17 protein-coding genes and 1 tRNA gene are annotated in these 17,433 nt (G+C 33.8%); 11 read left to right on the plus strand and 7 right to left on the minus strand.

Going from position 1 to position 17,433, the window contains the following annotated elements; genetic code table 11:
• Nucleotides 1-3: 3 nt before the first annotated feature.
• From L3X39_RS04565 to L3X39_RS04580, 4 genes are all read left to right on the plus strand, one after another.
• Complete coding sequence (locus tag L3X39_RS04565; RefSeq protein ID WP_237230566.1) at nt 4-333, plus strand: MGMT family protein; 330 nt, start codon at nt 4-6, stop codon at nt 331-333.
• Nucleotides 334-443: 110 nt separating this feature from the next.
• On the plus strand, nt 444-1,580 hold the full coding sequence (locus L3X39_RS04570; protein ID WP_237230567.1) for an Mrp/NBP35 family ATP-binding protein: 1,137 nt from the start codon (nt 444-446) through the stop codon (nt 1,578-1,580).
• A 3-nt stretch (nt 1,581-1,583) separates the two neighbouring features.
• Entirely contained in the window at nt 1,584-1,826 is a 243-nt protein-coding gene (locus L3X39_RS04575) for a NifU family protein (protein WP_237230568.1), read from the plus strand.
• A gap of 203 nt (nt 1,827-2,029) precedes the next feature.
• The gene (locus tag L3X39_RS04580) at nt 2,030-2,359 is read left to right on the plus strand and encodes a 2Fe-2S iron-sulfur cluster-binding family protein (RefSeq protein WP_237230569.1); all 330 of its coding nucleotides are present in this window, start codon (nt 2,030-2,032) and stop codon (nt 2,357-2,359) included.
• Nucleotides 2,360-2,362: 3 nt separating this feature from the next.
• Here L3X39_RS04580 and L3X39_RS04585 read toward each other — a convergent pair whose 3' ends face one another.
• The 4 genes from L3X39_RS04585 to L3X39_RS04600 form a co-directional block, all read right to left on the minus strand.
• Nucleotides 2,363-3,265: a metallophosphoesterase family protein gene (locus L3X39_RS04585; RefSeq protein ID WP_237230643.1), complete on the minus strand. Its 903-nt coding sequence runs from the start codon at nt 3,263-3,265 to the stop codon at nt 2,363-2,365.
• 160 nt (nt 3,266-3,425) lie between these two features.
• A complete protein-coding gene (locus tag L3X39_RS04590) occupies nt 3,426-4,220 on the minus strand; it encodes a hypothetical protein (RefSeq protein ID WP_237230570.1) in 795 nt (264 codons plus the stop codon).
• A 190-nt stretch (nt 4,221-4,410) separates the two neighbouring features.
• Nucleotides 4,411-5,589: an acyl-CoA dehydrogenase family protein gene (locus L3X39_RS04595; protein WP_237230571.1), complete on the minus strand. Its 1,179-nt coding sequence runs from the start codon at nt 5,587-5,589 to the stop codon at nt 4,411-4,413.
• A gap of 101 nt (nt 5,590-5,690) precedes the next feature.
• The gene (locus L3X39_RS04600; RefSeq protein ID WP_237230572.1) at nt 5,691-6,407 is read right to left on the minus strand and encodes a tRNA1(Val) (adenine(37)-N6)-methyltransferase; all 717 of its coding nucleotides are present in this window, start codon (nt 6,405-6,407) and stop codon (nt 5,691-5,693) included.
• A 152-nt stretch (nt 6,408-6,559) separates the two neighbouring features.
• On the opposite strand from L3X39_RS04600, the gene L3X39_RS04605 reads away from it, so the two are divergent.
• A complete protein-coding gene (locus L3X39_RS04605; RefSeq protein ID WP_237230573.1) occupies nt 6,560-7,009 on the plus strand; it encodes a DUF2383 domain-containing protein in 450 nt (149 codons plus the stop codon).
• Between the two features lie 4 nt (nt 7,010-7,013).
• On the opposite strand, the gene rimM is transcribed toward L3X39_RS04605, so the two are convergent.
• From rimM to L3X39_RS04620, 3 genes are all read right to left on the minus strand, one after another.
• Nucleotides 7,014-7,538, minus strand: coding sequence for a ribosome maturation factor RimM (gene rimM, locus L3X39_RS04610; RefSeq protein ID WP_237230574.1), 525 nt, complete (start codon nt 7,536-7,538; stop codon nt 7,014-7,016).
• A gap of 115 nt (nt 7,539-7,653) precedes the next feature.
• The gene (locus L3X39_RS04615) at nt 7,654-8,217 is read right to left on the minus strand and encodes a 30S ribosomal protein S16 (RefSeq protein ID WP_237230575.1); all 564 of its coding nucleotides are present in this window, start codon (nt 8,215-8,217) and stop codon (nt 7,654-7,656) included.
• Between the two features lie 120 nt (nt 8,218-8,337).
• Nucleotides 8,338-9,360: a lactonase family protein gene (locus L3X39_RS04620; RefSeq protein WP_237230576.1), complete on the minus strand. Its 1,023-nt coding sequence runs from the start codon at nt 9,358-9,360 to the stop codon at nt 8,338-8,340.
• Nucleotides 9,361-9,682: 322 nt separating this feature from the next.
• Between L3X39_RS04620 and L3X39_RS04625 the strand changes: the two genes are divergently transcribed.
• The 6 genes from L3X39_RS04625 to L3X39_RS04650 all read left to right on the plus strand — a co-directional run bounded on the left by L3X39_RS04625 (nt 9,683) and on the right by L3X39_RS04650 (nt 17,066).
• Nucleotides 9,683-10,132 (plus strand): ferritin-like domain-containing protein, encoded by a 450-nt coding sequence (locus tag L3X39_RS04625; protein WP_237230577.1) that lies wholly within the window; start codon nt 9,683-9,685, stop codon nt 10,130-10,132.
• Nucleotides 10,133-10,280: 148 nt separating this feature from the next.
• Nucleotides 10,281-14,669, plus strand: coding sequence for a DNA polymerase III subunit alpha (gene dnaE / locus L3X39_RS04630; protein ID WP_237230578.1), 4,389 nt, complete (start codon nt 10,281-10,283; stop codon nt 14,667-14,669).
• A gap of 216 nt (nt 14,670-14,885) precedes the next feature.
• Nucleotides 14,886-15,203, plus strand: coding sequence for a thioredoxin (trxA, locus tag L3X39_RS04635; protein ID WP_237230579.1), 318 nt, complete (start codon nt 14,886-14,888; stop codon nt 15,201-15,203).
• Between the two features lie 85 nt (nt 15,204-15,288).
• Nucleotides 15,289-15,831 carry a ClpP family protease gene (locus L3X39_RS04640; RefSeq protein WP_237230580.1) on the plus strand — a complete coding sequence of 181 codons (543 nt, stop codon included), beginning with the start codon at nt 15,289-15,291 and terminating at the stop codon, nt 15,829-15,831.
• A 147-nt stretch (nt 15,832-15,978) separates the two neighbouring features.
• On the plus strand, nt 15,979-16,908 hold the full coding sequence (locus L3X39_RS04645) for a DUF58 domain-containing protein (RefSeq protein ID WP_237230581.1): 930 nt from the start codon (nt 15,979-15,981) through the stop codon (nt 16,906-16,908).
• Nucleotides 16,909-16,989: 81 nt separating this feature from the next.
• A tRNA-Asp gene (locus L3X39_RS04650) sits at nt 16,990-17,066 on the plus strand.
• The last annotated feature ends 367 nt before the right edge of the window (nt 17,067-17,433 follow it).

Genomic DNA, 17,433 nt, shown 5'->3' on the forward strand with positions numbered 1-17,433 from the left:
AAAATGAAGATGGAAACGCTTAATTTTTTTGATAAAGTTTACGAAGTTGCTAAACAAATCCCTTACGGGAAAGTAACCAGTTATGGTGCTATAGCTAAATATTTGGGAGCTTCTAGAAGTGCACGCATGGTGGGTTACGCTATGAATGGTTCCGTAGGGAAAGATGTACCTGCACATAGGGTTGTAAACAGGAAAGGCTTACTTACTGGCAAACATCATTTTGATGGAACCAATTTAATGCAGCAACTTTTGGAAAGTGAAGGTATTGAGGTAAAAGACAACCAAATTCAAAATTTTGAAAAAGTGTTTTGGGATCCTTCAAAAGCAATATGAGCTTTATTTGCAGAACCAATTCTAATCATAAATCATTTCGTTAAAACCATTTTAGAATCTAAACAATTCCCTGTATATTTGCACTTTAGAATTAATCTAAATTAGAGATAGTGAAATTAAACAAACAAGATATACTTAAGGCTTTAGAAACCATAACCGTTGTTGGCGAAGGGCAAAATATGGTAGAGAGTGGTGCAGTAACAAATGTTGTCACTTTTGGTGACGAGGTTATCGTGGATATTACCATTAAAAACCCAAGCCTACAAGCAAAAAAGCGTACTGAGGTAGATATATTAAAAACCATTCACGAACAAGTTTACGAAAAAGCTAAAATTACAGTGAATGTAAGAGTAGATGCTCCTACAAAACCCAAACCAAATGTAATAAAAGGGAAGCCAATTCCTGGAATTCAAAATATTGTTGCGGTTGCCTCTGGTAAAGGCGGTGTTGGAAAATCTACAGTTACAGCAAATTTAGCCGTAACCTTAGCTAAAATGGGGTTTAAAGTGGGGGTTTTAGATGCTGATATTTATGGACCATCTATTCCCATTATGTTTGATGTGGAGGCAGAAAAACCTTTAGCTGTTAATGTTGGTGGAAAATCAAAAATGAAACCAATTGAAAACTATGGAGTAAAAGTATTATCTATTGGTTTTTTCACGCAACCAAATCAGGCCGTTGTATGGCGAGGCCCGATGGCAGCAAAGGCTTTAAATCAAATGATTTTTGATGCACATTGGGGCGAACTCGATTTTATGCTCATAGATTTACCTCCAGGAACTGGCGATATACATTTAAGTATCATGCAATCCTTACCTATTACTGGTGCTGTTGTTGTAAGTACACCTCAAAATGTGGCTTTGGCTGATGCTAAAAAAGGCGTAGCGATGTTTCAACAAGATAGTATCAATGTGCCTGTTTTAGGAATTATAGAAAATATGGCGTACTTTACTCCTGCCGAATTACCAGATAACAAATACTATATATTCGGTAAAGAAGGCGCTAAAAATTTAGCCGAAGATTTAAAGGTGCCATTTTTAGGGCAATTACCCTTAGTACAAAGTATAAGAGAAGCGGGAGATGTAGGTCGTCCAGCGGCATTACAAACAGCAACACCATTAGAGCAAGCCTTTGAAAAACTAACTCAAAATGTGGTTCAAGAGGTAGTAAGAAGAAATGAAGATTTACCACCAACAGAGGCTATAAAAATTACAACTATGGCGGGTTGTTCGGCAGTTAAAAAATAAGATATGACAACAGAAGAATTAAGAATTAACATTGAGAAAGCCTTAGATGAAATTCGTCCGTTTTTACAAAGTGATGGCGGAGATATTTCATTATTATCCATTGAGGATGATAAGTTGGTAAAAGTCCAGCTTCAAGGTGCTTGTGTAGGTTGTAGTGTGAACCAAATGACATTAAAGTCGGGTGTAGAAATGACCATTAAAAAGTATGCACCACAAATTGAGCAAGTGTTAAACGTTGAAGCTTAGTTGATGTATTAACAACTTCTGTTAAACCAATAATTAAAGCATACTTCTAATAAAAAGAGAAATCTAAAAAATGAAAAATTTTAAAGATTTCTTATTTTTTTACTAAATCATTCAAATTACCTTATTAATTGAATTAAAATATAGCTACAAACCTTAAATTTGTGGCACAAATTATGTCATACCTCTATTATTAAACCAAAACAATGAGCGATATTAATATAAAAATAACAGACAGAGAAGGTGTTACACATGCGGTAATTGCACCTACCGATATGGCGATGAACCTTATGGAAGTTGTAAGATCTTATGAGTTGGCACCAGAAGGAACCATTGGTGTTTGTGGTGGTATGGCTATGTGTGCTTCTTGCCAATGTTATGTGTTAAGCGATAACGAATTGCCAGAAATGAGCGATGATGAAGAAGCGATGCTTTCAGAAGCTTTTGATGTAAAGGAAAATTCGCGCTTAGGATGCCAAATACAAATGACACCAGATATGGAAGGTTTGGAGGTAGAGCTAGCTCCTGAGAGTTAAGCTTTATTCAGTTTTATAATCAATCAATTTTCTTGGACCTTCTAAAAGTACTCTTACAATTTTAAGTGTACCATCATCAGTTGTTGCAATTTGCCACTTAATTAATGATATTTCGCCGTTTTCAATTTCAATACCTGTAATACTTCGTGGGTGTACACAACTACCATCATTAAAAAAAGCAATATCACCAGGTTCGGGAAACCGTGGACGATGTGTATGACCAACAATCGTTAGTAAATTATTGTTTTCAATAATCCATTTTTTTGTTCTACGTTCTACTTTAATGAGTTCTTTATAATTTTTTGCAGGACTCGTGGGGTCTGCAATACCCATAACATTTAAGGGTTTCCATAGCACGCGAACCATAAATCGACTCCATTTCCAAAACAAAAAATTCCACCAATCAGCTTGATGACCATGCGTTAAAAATACTTCTTGCCCTGTCATACAATGTTTTAAAACGATGCCCTCATGGTAGGTAATATCTCCAAAAAGCTCAACATCTTCTCCAACTTTAGGATCAAAATAGGTTGCTAAATGTTTTTTTACATAATCGGGATTTCTGTATACCATATCATGATTTCCCCATATCATGTGTAGCCGATTCTGTTTGTGAAATTCCTTCAAAAGCATGTACACATTTTTATGAGCATCTAAAATAGAGTCAAACGAAAGGTTTTCCCATAGCTCATCACCGTCTCCTAACTCGCAATATTGAAAACCTTCGGCGTAATAATGTTTCAAGGCATGAAAGTAAATGTTTCGGTTGTTGGCAAAATCATCTGCAAAGCTATTATCGCCACGGTGACAATCACTAAACAAGATAAATTTACTATCGTCATCAAATTCAACAATTTTTGAAGTTTTATAGGCGTTGTCTAATCTTTTTTTAGATGAAAGATTCATAACTAAATAAGCGATTATTAAAGGTGATTCAATGAATGTTACATGTAAACTTTGAAAAATAATAATCATTTTCACACGAAAACATAAAGTAAATGTAAACAAAAATCGAATAAAAAATGCTTCACTAAATTAGGAGGCATTTTTATTAAAACTTATTGAACTATTGTTTTGTATTTAACGCTTGAATTTTGAATGCTTTCCAATCCCTTTCTTGGATGTTATCAACCTTCTTAAGCATAAGCTTTCCAGATTCATAACCTGGTTCATCTGGCTTTTCAATTATAAAACCTACAACAAATCTTTCTGTTTTATCAAACCAAATATGTCCTCCTTTATAATCAAGACCTAATCCGTCTATTTTATATTTTAACAAATCCCTAGACCATTTATTTTCTTCATTTAAAAAGTTCATTTCTACCTTTCCGAAATCTTTCAATTCCGGTGGAGATTTTTGCAAATCTAAATCGAGAATATTAAAGGTAAAAGACTTAGGGAATTCTACCAGTGACTGGAAAGCAAAGCTTAAACTAGTAAAATCAAAATCATAACTGTGCCACGTGTTAGGTACATAATTAAATACCTGTTCATGTTCACCAAGCTTAATATGAATAGATTTTTCTTCAGTGACATCCAAGGAACCAGATAAATGTTCATTGCCCAAATGATCAACCTTAAAAACCTTAAAATGATTTACATTATAACTAACTGTATCTACCCATGCTCTTACAATTGTGGCGTGATTGTTTCCTGTATGCCATTTGAAAGATTCTATATGGCCATATTCCTTATAGTATATAGCTATTAACCCCTTGTTGCTCCCTTCGATATTGGATTTTTCGTATATGAATAATTTCCCAGAAAACGATTCGGGCTTTAACTCTTTACACCCAAAAAATATTAAAACTATGGTTGTAAACAATAAAGTTGTTAGGGTTCTTTCTTGATTTATAATCATTTTGATAAGTTTCTAATTCGACCTTGAATAGAAGGCTAATTTGCCTTTAAACATTAAGACGACAAAAACTTTTATCAGTTACAATGATTTTTTTAATGAAGAATTAGACAATGTTATTTCATCGCGCTTACTTTTCAAGAACATAAAATTTATACAAGCTCTTTTTGCTTCGATAACAGCATTTAGAGTTTTATTTAAAAGCATTCAATCCTGTAATATCGAGCCCTGTAATAAGTAAGTGAATATCGTGAGTGCCCTCGTAAGTGATCACACTTTCAAGATTCATAGAATGTCGCATAATACTATATTCGCCGGTAATACCCATACCACCAAGTATTTGTCTTGCGTCACGGGCTATATTGATAGCCATATCTACGTTGTTACGTTTTGCCATTGATATTTGAGCCGAAGTAGCTGTACCATTTTCCCTCATAACGCCTAGTCTCCAAGCTAAAAGTTGTGCTTTGGTAATTTCGGTAATCATTTCAGCAAGCTTTTTTTGTTGCAATTGAAACTGACCAATAGGTTTTCCAAATTGCATACGCTCTTTACTATATCTAAGTGCTGTGTCGTAGCAATCCATGGCGGCACCAATAGCTCCCCAAGCAATACCGTAGCGTGCAGAATCTAAACATCCTAATGGAGCACCCAAACCAGATTTATTAGGTAATAAATTTTCTTTTGGCACTTTTACATTATCAAAAATAAGTTCTCCAGTTGAGCTAGCTCGCAATGACCATTTATTATGAGTTTCTGGTGTTGAAAATCCTTCCATGCCGCGTTCAACAATAAGCCCGTGAATACGTCCGCTTTCATCTTTAGCCCAAACAACAGCAACTTGCGCAAAGGGCGCATTTGAAATCCACATTTTTGCACCATTTAAAAGATAATGATCACCTTTATCTTTAAAATTGGTTACCATGCCTCCAGGATTACTCCCATGGTCTGGTTCAGTTAATCCGAAACAGCCCATCCATTCACCACTGGCTAATTTTGGTAAGTATTTTTTCCTTTGTGCTTCGTTACCGTATTTCCAAATAGGATACATTACAAGTGAGGACTGTACAGAAGCGGTACTACGAACGCCACTGTCGCCTCGTTCAATTTCTTGCATAATTAAACCATAAGAAATTTGATCTAAACCAGCACCACCATATTCAGATGGAATATAAGGACCAAAGGCACCAATATCTGCTAAACCATGTATTATTTGAGTGGGAAATTCCGCTTTTTGAGCGTACTCTTCGATAATTGGAGAAACTTCACGCTTTACCCATTTGCGGGCAGCATCTCTAACTAATTTATGTTCATCTGTTAAGAGTTCGTCTAAGTTGTAATAATCTGGAGCTTCAAATAAATCTGGTCGCATAAAATTTAATTTTATTCAGTGATGCTACAAATTTATTGAAAATAATAAATAAAAAAGATGTTTTTTTAAGAATAAAACAATTTTAGACGTGTAAAATAAATCTACATTTTTAAATAAAAATCTTTGGTAAGATTTACATAATCTTCGGTATATTGATGTCTTTCAATTTCAATAACTAATTCGTGTTTTTTTATTTTGCTTTCATGGAAAGAAAACTCGAGTAAACTCCGTTTTATTTCTGAGTTATGGGTTCCTTTAACTCGTAACAATCTGTTTGGATAAAGGCTCATTCTTGATGCTAATTTAATAACTGTTTCTTCTTCTTTAAAAGGAATGATTACCACAAAAATCCCATCCTTAGAAAGAAGTTTTGATACACTTTCCAATAAATGATTAAAAGGCATGGCATCTTGAAATCGGGCTAAATCACGTTGATAGTTGGTAGTTTTATAGTCTTCTGAATAAAAAGGAGGATTGCATACAATTAAATCATATGAGTCTTCAATTTCTTCAACAAATTCCTCCAAAGAAGCATGATAACAAAACAATCTATCGCTCCATGGTGATTGCTCAAAATTATCAACGCATTGTTCGTAAGCATTATCATCAATTTCAATAGCGTCAATTAATTGTGCATTGCTGCGTTGCGCTAGCATTAAAGATAAAATACCTGTGCCTGCTCCAATATCTAATATGGAAAATGGGTGGTTTTCCAAAGAAGTCCAAGCACCTAATAAAACAGCATCTGTACCAATTTTCATGGCGCATCTGTCTTGATTCACTTTAAATCTTTTAAACGTAAAAGGTTTATTGGGCATCTGATTTCTTAAGGGTTCGAAAAATTAGACAAGCGGTACAATAAATAGTTAAAAAATGCTAAAGTATGTTAAAAATTATAATTATAAGTTCCATAACCAGTTATCTATACGTATATAAAGTTATCACGTTCAACTTTTAAAAAAGCGACAAAATGAGTCATCCTGAAAAAATAACAAAAAGACTTTATGATTTATTAAACATGAATTATGAAGTAGAGAGTATATATCTAGAAATTTTTAATACTATTGACAGACCAACATTGAAAGCATTTTTTAAAGAAAGAGGTTTGGAAAGACGTAAGTTTTGTAAAGAATTAAGAAGTGAAATATGGAATATTGGTAATGTTACAGAATATACTTCTGAGCTAGATGCAGATTTTTATAATGCATGTGCGAAGCTCAAAAACTTAATTGTATTAAAAGATGAAAATCAATTATTCGATGAAATTCATACTTTAAAAAAGTTAAGCGTTAAAGCTTACAATGCTTTGCTGATGGAGCCAAATTTGCCCTTAAAATTATGTAAAGTATTATCAAAACAACGTGATAGTATTCAATCTGCAATGCGTCTTTTAACTAGACAACTAGATTTAGTTGCTTAATATTTTAGAGGTACAAATCAATCAAACCATCGGGAGTTTCAACAGTGATGGTTTTTGTTTTTCTATTTACTTCCACTATAAATTCATCATTCATAGGAATTAATATTTCCTTTCCGTTATTGTCAATTTCAAACAAAGCCTGTGCCGTAGAATCATTTATAGATTTTATAATTCCTACTAGACCATAGTTTTTGTCTTCTATTTTAAAACCGATAACCTCATGAAAATAAAATTGATTACCCTCTAGTTTAGGTAAAACTTCTAAGGGTAAATACATGTCACATTTTAAAATGGAATCCGCATCATTTTCAGTATCTACTTCTTCAAACTTAATTCGTAACAATTCCGATTTATGCAATTGAGAGGATTCAACAAAAAAAGGAACCAGATTGTTTCTTAAATCTAAAAAAATAGCATCTAAATGTTCATAAATTTCTGGCTCATCAGTGTCTAATTTTGCCAAAACTTCACCCTTAAAACTATATTTTTTTACGATTTTACCTAAGTAAAAACAATCTTCTTTTTTCATGACCTCATTAATTAAATTTTTAGGTTGCAGAAATAAATTCTGTATAATGCAAAACCATTTTGCATAAAAAACTCCGATAATTTATCGGAGTTTAAAAGTATAAAAAATATGTTTTTTATTCTTCTTCTTTTGAAGCTTCAGCCTCAGTAGCAGGAGCTTCTTCAGTTGCAGTTTCTTCTACAGTAGTAGCTTCAACTTCTTCAGTTGCTTCTTCTGCAACTTCTTCTACAACAGGCGCAGCTGCGGCAATTCTTGCTTCATTAGCCGCTTTTTCAGCTTCTAATGCAACAGCTTTTGCTTTCGCTTCAGCTTTTGATAAACCTTCAGCTTTCGCTTGAATTTTAGCTGCTTTTTCGTCTAACCAAGCATTGAATTTAGCATCAGCTTGCTCTTCAGTTAAAGCACCTTTTCTAACACCACCTACCAAATGATTTTTTAGTAAAGCTCCTTTATATGATAAAATTGCTTTAGCTGTGTCAGTTGGTTGTGCACCATTCTGTAACCATTTTACAGCGCCATCAACATTTAATTCAACTGTTGCTGGATTTGTGTTTGGATTGTAAGCACCTATTTTTTCTAAGTATTTACCATCTCTTTTTGAACGTGCATCAGCTGCAACAATCCAATAGTAAGGTTTCCCTTTTTTACCGTGTCTTTGTAATCTAATTTTTACTGGCATAATAATTAATTATTTGAGGTTCTCGACCTCGGTTATTAATGAGGGCGCAAAGATACTTTAATATTTTTAAATATCAATAGCTTATTTGTTTTTTAGAATAAATATTTAAACAGATGATTTTTAAAACAATAAGCAAACCGGTGATGGTATAGAAATGTCGTTTAAAAAGGACAGTTTTCCAGTGTTTGTATCAACATTGAAAACAGAAATATTATTACTTTTTTTGTTCGCTACCAACATAAATTTTCCTGTGGGATCTAAGGTAAAGTTTCGTGGCCAATCTCCATGAACACTTATATTTTGAATTTTTTCGAGTGTTCCATCGGTGATATTTCTTTTAAATACGGCAATGGAGTTTTCGCCTCTGTTAGAACCATATAAAAACTTTTCATCTTTACTTAAATGAATATCTGCACAAGAATTATCTCCAGAATAAGAACTTTCCAAAGTAGAATAATGATCTATTAAATCAAAACTATCATTAGCTTTTTTAGCAGCTGTAATGGTGCTAGCATATTCATTAATAATGTAAATAAAATTACCATCTTCTGTTAAAGTAAAATGTCTTGGGCCTGCGTTTTCTGTAAGCTCTATTATGGAGTTCGCCTTTAAAACATAATTTTCATCTTGGTCTTTTCCATAGAGATAAACTGAATTTCTTCCCAAATCCGCGACAAAAAGATCATTTTTATAAAACTGAGCAGAATGTGCATGCGATTTTTGAATTGAGTCATTATGGTCAAAAATTTGAGCGGATTCACTTAAACTTCCATCATTATTAATATTATATAAAGCTATATTTCCACCTAGATAATTTGAAACCACGGCTTTTGTGGCTTCAGAATTTACAGAAACATGACAAGGCGCACCGCCAAAAGTTTTCTGAGTATTAATTAATTTTAATGTGCTGTCATCTTCAAGTTTAAAAGAAGAAATGCTTCCGTTTTCAGTTTCGCCAACGGCATAAATAAAACTTTTATCAGGAGAAAAGGTTATGAATGACGGATTTTCAGTTGCTGCTACTAATTTTAAGTCGCTAAGTATTCCAGTTTTGGTATCAAACTGCAGTTGATAAATACCTTCACTATCTCCATTGGTGTACGTTCCAACATATAATGAAATGGGCTGAGGTTTACAATTCAAAAAAAATAGGGGTATCAATAAAAGTAAAAATTTAAGTTTCATTGGCGTAAGTTGTTAGCCAAAAGTAATATAAATTTAGAATATCGACCAATTTTGTTAAATACTCTTAAATCTATCATAAATATCGTTAAAACCCTTGACATTACTGGGTTTTAGCCTTATGTTATATATGAAGATGTAAAGATTAGGCATCCTAAAAAATAAAACGGTTAGACAAATTATTTATGTGTGTTTAATAATTAGTTTAACCATCAAAGATTCCTCGTGAGCTTTGAAAATGATAAAAACAAACACATGAAATTTAAAAATGAAAATGAATATTATGAAGTACAGTGAAAAAATTTCAAACAAGTTAAATGAATTATTAGTAAAAAACTATGATGCCGAAAAAGGGTATTTAAATGCTATTGATAATATTGATAATGATAGATTGAAAATGTTTTTTAAAAGGCGAGCTTCGGAACGAAGTGAGTTTGCAAAAGAATTAAGAACAGAAATCCTTCGCTATGGTGAATTACCTGAAGAATCAGGTAGTTTTAAAGGAACCATGCATAGAAATTGGATGACCTTGAAATCACTTTTTAGCTCAAATAATGAAGAGGCTATCTTGGAAGAAGCCATTAGAGGCGAGGAAGCAAGTTTGGAAGAGTACAATGAAATCTTAAAAGATAAAACTTTACCACCAACTATTGACTCGTTATTGACAAAGCAAAAAAATGCTATACAAGCAGCCATTAATACTGAAAAAGTACATGAAGAATTAGTGTCGTAAACATTAATTTTTGGTTAAGATTGGCGCAACCCTTGGGTTGCGTTTTTTGTTTACAACTGTTTATAACTTCACTTTAAATAAGTATAAATTCTATGTATTTTTATAAACTCGTTTTTAAACAAAACAAATCAACAGATAAACTTTTTAGATGTACTTAATTTTCGATACTGAAACAACTGGATTACCTAAACGTTGGGATGCACCTATTACTGATACTGATAATTGGCCAAGGTGTATACAAATTGCATGGCAATTACACGATGCCATGGGTAATTGTATCGATCATCAAGACTATTTAGTAAAACCAGAGGGGTTCAATATTCCTTATGATGCGGAGAAAATACATGGTATTTCAACAGAATTAGCTGAAGAGCAAGGGATTTCTCTTGCTGAAGTTTTAGAAAAGTTTAATGCAGCTTTAAGTAAAACCAAATTTGTAGTTGGACATAACGTAAAGTTCGATTTAAACATTATGGGTGCTGAATTTGTTCGTGGAGATGTTGCAAATCCTTTACAAGAATTACCAGTTTTAGATACCTGTACAGAACACACTGCGCAACTATGCCAAATTCCTGGTGGACGTTATGGAAAGTTTAAGTTACCAACCCTAACTGAATTACATGAGCATTTGTTTGACGAACCGTTTGATGAAGCCCATAATGCTACAGCCGATGTTGAAGCAACTACACGTTGCTTTTTAGAGTTAATTCGTTTGGGTGAATATACCAAAGAGCAGTTGGATGTTCAACCTGATTATTTTCAAAAATATAAAGAATCAAACCCTAAAGAAATTCAGCTTTTAGGATTAAGACACATCAATCTTAAAAAGGAAAGTGCTCAAATTCGCGAACGTTTAAAAAAGGCAGAGAGCGTTCAGATTTCTTCTGAAGAAATTCAGCAAAATGTATCAGACTTAGAGGATATAGATTTTGTTCACTTACACAATCATTCCCAATTTTCAGTGCTTCAATCAACCATGAGTGTTACTGATATTGTAACGGTAGCAGGTGAAAATAATATGCCTGCGGTTGCTTTAACCGATCATGCCAATATGATGGGTGCTTTTCACTTTGTTAGAGCTGTTAATAATCATAACAGAAACGTTCAAACAAAAAATAAAGCGCTTATTGAAAACGGTGAAAAGCCGAAACTTAAAGAAATTAAACCCATTATTGGTTGTGAATTTTTTGTTTGCGAAGACCACAAAGACAAAACGAGAAAGGATAACGGTTATCAAATTGTATTGCTGGCAAAAAATAAAAACGGCTACCATAATCTCGCCAAATTATCATCACATGCTTTTGTTAGTGGGTTTTACTACTTACCAAGAATTGATAAAAAACTCATAGAACAGTATAAAGACGATTTAATTGTGCTAACTGGAAACTTGTACGGTGAAGTTCCGAGTAAAGTATTAAATGTTGGTGAAAACCAAGCAGAAGAAGCATTGCTCTGGTGGAAAGAGCAATTTGGAAACGATTTGTACATTGAGTTAATGCGTCATAATCAAGAGGACGAAAACAGAGTAAATAAAATTTTAATTGAGTTTTCAAAAAAGCATGATGTAAAACTGGTTGCTACTAACAACACTTATTATTGTAAAAAGGAAGATGCTAATGCGCATGATATTTTATTGTGTGTAAAAGATGGTGAAAAGCAAGCAACACCTATTGGTCGCGGTCGCGGTTATCGTTACGGATTGCCAAATCAGGAGTATTATTTTAAGTCTTCAGACGAAATGAAGTCTCTTTTTAAAGACATTCCAGAGGCAATTAGTAATGTTCAGGAAATAGTTGACAAAGTTGAAGCATACGATTTGGCACGTGATGTTTTATTGCCTGCATTTGATATTCCAGATGAATTTAAGAACGAAGAAGATTTAAAAGATGGTGGTAAGCGAGGAGAAAATGCTTATTTAAAACACCTTACTTATGAAGGCGCCAAAAAACGATATGGCGAAGACCTAACCGAAGAGATTAAAGAACGACTTGATTTTGAGCTAAGCGTTATCGAAAACACTGGATATCCAGGGTATTTTTTAATTGTTGAAGATTTTATTCGAGAAGCTAGAAAAATGGATGTTTCGGTGGGGCCAGGTCGTGGTTCTGCAGCAGGTTCGGTGGTGGCTTATTGTCTTTGGATAACGAATATAGATCCCCTAAAATACGATTTGCTTTTTGAGAGATTCTTGAATCCAGACCGTATTAGTATGCCGGATATTGATATTGATTTTGATGATGAAGGACGAAGTCGTGTGATGGATTACGTTATCAAAAAATACGGTAGTAATCAGGTTGCACAAATTATTACTTATGGTACCATGGCGGCAAAATCGTCAATTAGAGATACGGCTAGAGTGCTCGATTTACCATTATTTGATGCCGATAGAATAGCAAAGTTAATTCCAACAATGTCGAAACTCAACAAGATTTTTGGGTTAGACGAAAAGGAATTAAGCAAAAAATTTAGAGCAGAAGATTTAGAAAAAGTTAACCAGCTTTTGAATATTTCTGAAGGAGACGATTTGGAAGCCGAAACTGTTAATACCGCCAGAGCTTTAGAAGGTTCCGTTAGAAATACAGGAATTCATGCCTGTGGAGTTATTATAACACCCGATGATATTACCAAGTTTGTTCCTGTGGCAACAGCCAAAGACTCGGATTTGTACGTTACTCAATTCGATAACTCGGTTGTTGAGGAAGCTGGATTATTAAAAATGGATTTCTTGGGGTTAAAAACGTTAACCCTTATAAAAGATACCGTTAAAATAGTTAAGGCAAAACACGATATATTGCTCGATCCAGACAACTTTCCATTGGACGATGAAAAGACGTATGAATTATTTCAAAAAGGAGAAACCGTTGGAGTATTTCAGTACGAATCCCCAGGAATGCAAAAGCATCTTAAAGATTTAAAACCTACGGTGTTTGAAGATTTAATTGCGATGAATGCTTTGTATCGTCCAGGTCCAATGGAATACATTCCGAGTTTTGTACGCAGAAAGCACGGTGATGAGGATATAGAGTACGATTTACCTGCCATGGAAGAGTACTTAAAGGAAACATACGGAATTACTGTTTATCAAGAGCAGGTAATGTTGCTATCTCAAAAGTTAGCTGGCTTTACTAAAGGTGAAGCCGATGTTTTGCGTAAGGCTATGGGTAAAAAGCAAATAGCAGTGCTTGATAAAATGAAACCTAAGTTTATTGAGCAAGCTAGTGCAAATGGGCATGATGCCAAAGTGCTTGAAAAGGTTTGGAAAGATTGGGAAGCATTTGCCAGTTATGCGTTTAATAAATCGCATTCAACCTGTTATGCGTGGATTGCTTACCAAACGGCCTATTTAAAAGCGCATTACCCAGCGGAGTATATGGCTGCGGTACTTTCAAATAACATGAATGACATTAAGCAAGTCACCTTCTTTATGGAAGAATGTAAGCGCATGAAATTACCCGTTTTAGGTCCGGATGTCAATGAATCGTATTACAAGTTTTCTGTGAATAAAGACAATGCAGTACGTTTTGGTATGGGAGCTATTAAAGGCGTAGGTCATGGCGCCGTAATCACAATTGTTGAAAATAGAAAGAAAGACGGACATTACAAATCTATTTTTGATTTAGCAAAGCGTATAGATTTGCGTGCAGCCAATAAAAAGGCCTTTGAAAACTTAGCGCTTGCTGGCGGTTTTGATTGTTTTAAAAACACACATCGCGCCCAATATTTTCATGATGAAGGAGATGGCATTACGTTTTTAGAAAAGGCTATAAAATATGGTGCAAAGCATCAAGAAAATGAAAACTCTGCACAGGTAAGTTTATTTGGAGATGCCAGTGATGTTCAAATTGCGGAGCCTCAAGTTCCGCCTTGCGAAGAATGGGGAACCATGGAGAAGTTGGCACGTGAAAAAGAGGTAGTTGGGATTTATATTTCTGGGCATCCATTAGATGATTTTAAAACGGAAATCACCACATTTTGTAATGCAAGTATAGCGATGTTTAAAGATTTAGGCTCCTATGTAAATAGGGAGCTAGTTTTTGGTGGTGTAGTAACCGATGTACAACATAGAGTTAGCAAACAAGGTAAAGGATGGGCTACTTTTACTATTGAAGATTATACCGATAGTTTTGAGTTTAGAATTTTTGGTGAAGAGTATTTAAAGTTTAGGCACTTTTTAATGAAAAATAGCTTTGTATTTGTAAAAACCTTTGTTCGTGAAGGGTGGACAAATAAAGAAACTGGTAAAATGGGAGACCCAAGACTGCAGTTTAATAATTTTCAATTGCTACACGATGTGATGGAAAATTATACTAAAAAATTATCTATACAAGTGGATATTGACGATTTGAACAAAGAAAAAATTGTTGCTTTAAAAGAATTAATACACATGCACCCAGGAAATCAGGCGCTTAATTTTGTGGTTTATGATAACGATGAACAAATAAAATTAACGATGCCAAGTAGAAAGCAAAAAGTAAAAGTTTGTCAAGAGTTAATAAACGAATTAGAGGCTCAGGATGTTAAGTATAAATTAAATTAAACCACCTTGTGCGCTAAGGATAGTAGCGGCATCCTTTTTTGCTTTTAAAAGCAAAAAAGATATAGCGAATAGCCTGTTTTAAGCGCCCAAATACTTTAAATAACTGCAAACAATGTAACTATAAACAAAACAAATTGTTAGCTTGTAAGCTTTCGAATATTTTTTGACTAATTTTGTGTAATTAAAATTAATAAAACACATTAAAATATAAATATTATGGCATTAGAGATAACAGATGCAATGTTTGAAGAAACAGTTTTAAAAAGTGATAAACCTGTATTGGTTGATTTTTGGGCAGCGTGGTGTGGACCTTGTAGAATGGTAGGACCTATTATTGAAGAAATAAGTAATGAGTACGAAGGTAAAGCTGTTGTTGGTAAAGTAGATGTTGATGCTAACCAGGAGTTTGCAGCTAAATACGGCGTACGTAATATACCTACGGTTTTAGTATTTCAAAACGGTGAGGTAGTAGGACGACAAGTAGGTGTAGCACCAAAAAATGCTTATACAGATGCGATTGATTCGCTTTTGTAATAAATAAATTAAAAGAAAGTAGAAAAGGTTTGCCATAATGGTAAACCTTTTTTTATTTTAGTTGCATTGTAAAAAATAAAGAAGAATGAGTAAACCAATAAAAGTACAAGATGCTATTGATAGCAAATTAATTGAAGAACGCAAAGTGTTTTTGTGGGGTCAAGTAGATGATAAATCTGCTAAACATGTTATAGACAGATTACTATATTTGGATGCTTTAGAAAAAAAGGACATTCATTTATATATTAACAGCCCTGGAGGTTATGTAACCTCGGGGTTTGCTATGTACGATTGCATTAAATCTTTAAAAAGTGATGTTTCAACAATATGTACTGGGTTAGCAGCAAGTATGGGATCAATTCTCTTATCTGTGGGAACCAAAGGAAAGCGTTTTATACAGCCACATGCTCGTGTAATGATACATCAACCAAGTGGTGGTGCACGTGGACAAGCGAGTGATATAGAAATTACAGCACAAGAAATTTTAAAAACTAAAGAGTTAAGTGCTAAAATTTTGGCTGATAATTGCGGACAAACCTTTGAAAAAGTGATGAAGGATTTTAATCGTGACCATTGGATGGGTGCAGAGGAATCACTGGCGTACGGAATTGTTGATAAGATAATATAAAAAAAGCCCCACCTAACCTCCCCAAAGGGGAGGGATTTTTACTGTTGCGGTAATAGAGTAGGTGGTTAATTGGAGTGGTTTTTTAAATTGTAAAATACATTTTTTTACAAGAGTGTTTCTCCCCTTTGGGGAGATTAAGAGGGGCATATGAATTTACAAAACGAACTTAATAAAGCGCAAGGGTTTAAAAACCTAGAATTGCTTGCTAAACAAGTAGTTGAAGGTTTTATTGCGGGGATGCATAAAAGTCCGTTTCATGGGTTTTCGGCAGAATTTGCTGAACATAAAATTTATAATCAAGGCGAAAGCACTCGACATATTGATTGGAAGCTATTTGCAAAAACCGACAAACTCTATACGAAGCGGTACGATGACGAAACCAACTTACGTTGTCATATTATTTTAGATAATAGTAGCTCGATGCATTACCCGAAAATGGATACGTTTTCTATTGATAGGTTGAATAAAGTTGGTTTTTCGGTTTTAGCATCAGCGTGTTTGATGCATATTTTAAAAAGACAACGCGATGCTGTTGGGTTGAGTATTTATAGCGATGAATATGATTACTATGCCCCGGAGAAAGGGAGCGAACGCCACCATCAAATGCTATTGAATCATCTAAGTGAGGCAGTTATTTCAAAGCCCTTAAACAAACAAACCGAAACTTATAAGTATTTACATGAAATAGCAGAGAAAATTCACCGACGCTCGATGATTTTTCTGTTTACCGATATGTTTCAGACCAATGAGGATGAAACAAAGCTTTTTGAAGCTTTACGGCATTTAAAGTATAACAAGCACGAAGTTATTTTGTTTCATGTATTTGATAAGTCTAAAGAATTAAAATTTGATTTTGATAATAAACCGAAGCGTTTTGTAGATGTTGAAACGGGCGAGTATATTAATTTGTATGCCGACTCTATAAAGGAAAACTATAATAAAGCTGTTGAGGATTATTTTGAAGCATTGAGGCTTAAATGTGCGCAGTACAAGATAAAGTATGTAGAGGCGGATATTAATAAAGATTTTAATAATATTCTGACTACATATATGATAGAACGCCAAAAGTTTGTTTAGTTAAAATTTTATACAAAAAACACAAAAAAACATTTGAGATATAAAAAAAGGCGTGTATATTTGCAACCGCAATAATGCAACGGTCTGGTAGTTCAGTTGGTTAGAATGTCGCCCTGTCACGGCGAAGGTCGCGGGTTCGAGTCCCGTCCAGACCGCCAAATTGCTAAAAGCTCTAAGAGATTAGGGCTTTTTTTGGCAAGTTAAAGAAGTTGTGTTGTTAGTAAACACTAAGTGTTTACTAAAGGTTTAAGTAGTTAAACCAATGGAAAGCTTTCCTTTTTTCTTTATAGAAGATTGGGATGCTTTTTTGTTTTTGGGATATTCTATAAAAATTAAAAACTTCAAGTTGTTATTTTAAACGCAAATCGTATCTTACGAATGTTTGGAAAATGATGTCTCATATTTTAATAAAGTCAATTTCACGGTAATATTACTTCATATTGATTTTATACTAAATTCATTATCAAATTTTTTATAAACCATTAGCAAATAGGTTGTTGCTGTTAGTATAAGCGGTTTTAGTTA

This window comes from Flaviramulus multivorans, assembly GCF_021728415.1.
Lineage (GTDB): Bacteria > Bacteroidota > Bacteroidia > Flavobacteriales > Flavobacteriaceae > Sabulilitoribacter > Sabulilitoribacter multivorans.